Below are 4,106 nucleotides of genomic sequence, written 5' to 3'. Positions count from 1 at the left end.
CGCCCACCCCGACCCCCAAGCCGACCCCCACCCCGACCCCCACGCCCACCCCGAAGCCGAGCGCGACGCCGAGCCCCTCCGCCTCCCCCGGGGCGACGCCCACCCCGAAACCCACCGCCCCGGCGCCGTCGGTGGCCCCGTCGGCCTCCACCACGAAGACCCCCACCGCCCCCTAGGGCCGCCGCTCCCCGACGGTTCTCATCTGACCCCCGCGTTGCTACGGTACGCCTCCCTGACGACCCATCAGATCGAGGGAGGCCCCGCCGTGCGCGCACTCGTCGCCGCCGCCGTCGGGCTGGCCGCCGCGCTGGCCCTCGTCCTCGCCGTCACGGCGTTCGGGGTGCCCGAAGGCAGGACCTCGCCCAAGCCCCTGCTCACCACCGCGCCCCCCGCGCCCGGACAGGAGTAGGGAGGTCCGGCCGTGCGACGCAGAGCGAGCCTCGTCCTGCTTGCCTTCGCCGTGTTCTGCGCAGCCCTCGCCCCGCTGCTGCGCTGGTACGCGTACCCCCGCCTGGCCAAGATCCCGCCGGGCCAGTACCAGGCGATGGTCCTGGAGGCCAAGGACGCCACCCTCCTCGACTACACGGGCGGGATGCAGCCCAAGAAGGTCGACAAGGTCACCATCGTCCAGACCCTCAAGGGCAACGTCGAGGCGTCCCGGGAGATCGAGGCCGACGCCGGCAAGGACGTCGTCGTCTGGGACACGCTCACCTACATCATGGGCCCGGACGGCAAGATGGTCTCCCGGATCCCCGAGCGCTACGTCTTCGACGCGCACACCCAGGACCCGGTGCACGCCACCGGCGAGATGGTCGACGGCGACCCGGTCAGGCGCGAGGGCATCGAGTTCAAGTGGCCGTTCTTCACCGAGCCGCGCGACTACCTCTACTTCGACGCCCAGACCAGGACCGCCTCCCCGATCCACTACGCCGGACCGCGCACCTACCGGGGCATGGACGTCTACTACTTCGAGCAGACCGTGCCCTGGACCAAGGTCCCCATGCCGAAGAAGATGCCGATCGAGGGCATCGACCCGGCGACCATCGAGCAGACCACCGGAACCACCCTCTGGTACACGGCCAAGGCCCGCTTCTGGGTCGACCCGGTGACCGGCGCGCCCGTCAACGCCGAACAGGACATCCAGCAGGAGATGCGCGGCGGCATCGCGGCGAGCGCCCCCGAGGGGCGGCTCACCGCCTTCGCCGGGCACGTGACGATGCGCGAGGACTACGCGAAGTACACCCGCGACCTCGTCGCCGCCAACCGGACGAAGGTCCTCGCGCTGCACACCTACGCCCCGGCCGGCCTCGCCCTCGGCGGCCTCGCGCTCCTCGCGGCCGCCCTCTGGCTGGAGGCCCGGGGCCGCCGGACCCCGGGCCCGCCGGTCAGCGGCCCCTGAGCCGGGCGTTGGTGTGCCGGGTGGGCTCGGCCGTCGCCGGGTCCTCGGGCCACGGGTGCTTCGGGTAGCGCCCGCGCAGCTCGGCCCGTACGGCCCGGTAGCCGCCCTGCCAGAAGGAGGCGAGGTCCGCCGTGACGGCGGCGGGCCGCCCGGCCGGCGACAGCAGGTGCACCAGTACGGGGACCCCCGCCACCGTCGGGGTCTGCGCCAGCCCGAACAGCTCCTGCAGCTTCACCGCGAGCACCGGCTGCTCGGCGGTGTAGTCCACGCGGATCCGGGACCCGCTGGGCACCTCGATCCGCTCGGGGGCCAGCTCGTCCAGCCGTACCGCCTCGCCGGTCGCCCAGGGCAGCAGCCGGCCCAGGGCCTGGCCGGCGTCGATCCGGCCCAGGTCGGCACGGCGGCGGGCCCGCGACAGCTCGGGCTCCAGCCAGTCGTCGGCCCGCGCCAGGAGCGCCGCGTCGTCCGCCACGTCCGGCCAGGCGCCGCCGAGCGTACGGTGCAGGAAGCCGAGGCGGGCGCGGAGCGCCACCGCGTCCGGGGTCCAGCGGAGCAGGCCGAGCCCCTCGGCGCGCAGCCCGTCCAGCAGGGCGGCCCGTACGAGCGCCGGATCGGGCTCCCGCAGGGGCCGCGCGACCAGCTCGACCGCCCCGAGCCGCTCGACGGCCCGGGCCGTCACGTCCCCGTCCTGCCAGCGCACCTCCTCGCCCTCGGTACGCAGGTGGGCGGCCGCGGCCCGGGCGGTGTCCTCGTCCAGTACGGCGGCCAGCCGGACGCGTGCGGACGCCGAGTGCGGGGCCCGGTCGGCGACGGCCACCGCCAGCCACTCCGCGTGCCGCAGCGAGGACCCCTCGGTGAGCTCGGCCCCGGTCCCGGAGGCCATCAGGAACGCCCCCGAACCCTTGGCGCGTGCCACCCGCTCGGGGAACGCCAGCGCCGCGATCAGCCCGGCGGCGCGGTCGTCGCCCATGGCGCCGCCGTCGGAAGCGGGCTCGCGCGACGATTCCGGCCCCTCCGGCGTTCGAGGAGCGGGGGCCGGGGGCCCGCCCCCGGTTTCGGGAAGGGGCGGGGTGGGGGAAGAGCCCCGCGCGGCGGCCCCGCCACCGGTGGAGCCCAGCGCGCGCTCCAGACGGGCCGACTCCGCGCGCCAGCGCCCCCCGTACGGGTCGCCCCCTCGGCGCGCCCGGCGCCAGGCGGCGGCCAGGTCGTCCCCGTATTCCCGTGGACCCTCCTCGCTGAGCAGGGCCACCAGCTGCGCCGCCCGCCGCGCCCCCAGCAGCTCGGTGCCGTCCAGCAGTGCCCGCGCCAGCCGCGGGTGCAGGCCCAGCCGGGCCATCCGCAGACCCCGGGCGGTCGGCCGCCCGGCCGCGTCCACCGCGCCGACGGCCGACAGCGACAGCACCTCCCGGGCGGCGGCCATCGCCCCGGCCGGCGGGGCGTCCAGCAGCGCGAGCCCCGACGCGTCCGGGTCGCCCCAGCAGGCCGCCTGGAGCGCGAACTGCGCCAGGTCCGCGATCCGGATCTCGGGGGAGGGGAAGGCCGGCAGCCGGCCGTCCTCCGCCTCCGCCCAGCACCGGTACACCGTGCCCGGCGCCTCCCGCCCGGCCCGCCCCGCCCGCTGGCGGCCCGCCGCACGGGAAGCCCGTACGGTCGCCAGCGCGCCCAGCCCCCGCGCGTGGTCCACCCGCGGCTCACGCGCCAGCCCCGAGTCCACGACCACCCGTACGCCCGGCACCGTCAGGCTCGACTCCGCGACCGCCGTCGCGAGGATCACCCGCCGGCGGTCCGAAGCCGTCAGCGCCGCGTCCTGCACGGCGGCCGGCGCCCGCCCGTGGACCTGGAGCACCTCCGCCTCCACCCCGCCCAGCTGCCCCGCGACCCGGGCGATCTCGCCCACGCCGGGCAGGAAGCACAGCACATCGCCGGAACGTTCCGCCAGCGCCCGCCGCACCACCGAGGCCACGTGCGCCAGCTGCGCCGGATCCACCCTCATCCCGTGCGGCGGCCGCACCGGCCGGGCCGGCGGCGACCACACCGTCTCCACCGGGTACGAGACCCCCGCGGCCTCCACCACGGGCGCGTCCCCCAGCAGCCGCGACCAGCCCGCCGCGTCCGTCGTCGCCGAGGCCGCGACCAGGCGCAGCTCCGGGCGCAGGGTCTCGCGCACGTCCAGCAGGAAGGCGGCGGCGGTGTCCGCGTCCAGGTGCCGCTCGTGGCACTCGTCCAGGACCACCACGTCCACGTCGGCCAGCTCCTGGTCGCGCTGGAGCCGCTGCAGCAGCACCCCGGTGGTCACCACCTCCACCATCGTGGAGGGACCCGCCAGCCGCTCCCCGCGCACGGTGAAGCCCACCGACTCCCCGACGGCCTCGCCCAGCAGCCAGGCCATCCGCCGGGCCGCCGCCCGCGCGGCGATCCGCCGGGGTTCCGCGACGACCACCCGGCGCCGCGGGCCCCCGCCGGTCAGCCCGGCCAGCACCAGCGGGACCAGCGTGGTCTTGCCGGTGCCGGGCGGGGCGCACAGCACGGCCGTGCCGTGCCCGTCCAGTGCGGAGAGGAGACCGGGCAGGGCCTCGCGCACGGGGAGGGCGTCGAGGGCCGACCGGCGGATCGCGGAGGTCAAGGGATCAGTCCCTCTCGCAGACGAAGATCGCCGTGCCCGGGATCAGGTTGCCGCGCAGCGGGGACCAGCCGCCCCACTCCTGGG

Annotated in this window: 3 protein-coding genes; 2 read left to right on the top strand and 1 reads right to left on the bottom strand. The window is 77.0% G+C overall.

Annotated features, from left to right (window positions below; genetic code table 11):
* The first annotated feature begins 265 nt into the window (after nt 1-265).
* Both VR44_RS44010 and pgfA read left to right on the top strand, forming a co-directional pair.
* The gene (locus VR44_RS44010) at nt 266-409 is read left to right on the top strand and encodes an SPW_0924 family protein (RefSeq protein ID WP_107072535.1); all 144 of its coding nucleotides are present in this window, start codon (nt 266-268) and stop codon (nt 407-409) included.
* Between the two features lie 12 nt (nt 410-421).
* Nucleotides 422-1,399 carry a cell envelope lipid trafficking protein PgfA gene (pgfA, locus tag VR44_RS20210; protein WP_045948955.1) on the top strand — a complete coding sequence of 326 codons (978 nt, stop codon included), beginning with the start codon at nt 422-424 and terminating at the stop codon, nt 1,397-1,399.
* On the opposite strand, the gene VR44_RS20205 is transcribed toward pgfA, so the two are convergent.
* Nucleotides 1,386-4,022, bottom strand: coding sequence for an ATP-dependent RNA helicase (locus tag VR44_RS20205; protein ID WP_245692036.1), 2,637 nt, complete (start codon nt 4,020-4,022; stop codon nt 1,386-1,388). The genes pgfA and VR44_RS20205 overlap by 14 nt on opposite strands.
* Between the last annotated feature and the right edge of the window lie 84 nt (nt 4,023-4,106).

This window comes from Streptomyces katrae (assembly GCF_000966975.1).
Lineage (GTDB): Bacteria > Actinomycetota > Actinomycetes > Streptomycetales > Streptomycetaceae > Streptomyces > Streptomyces katrae.
The sequence above is the reverse complement of the archived record's forward strand: the minus strand, read 5'-3'. Positions and strand labels throughout refer to the sequence as shown.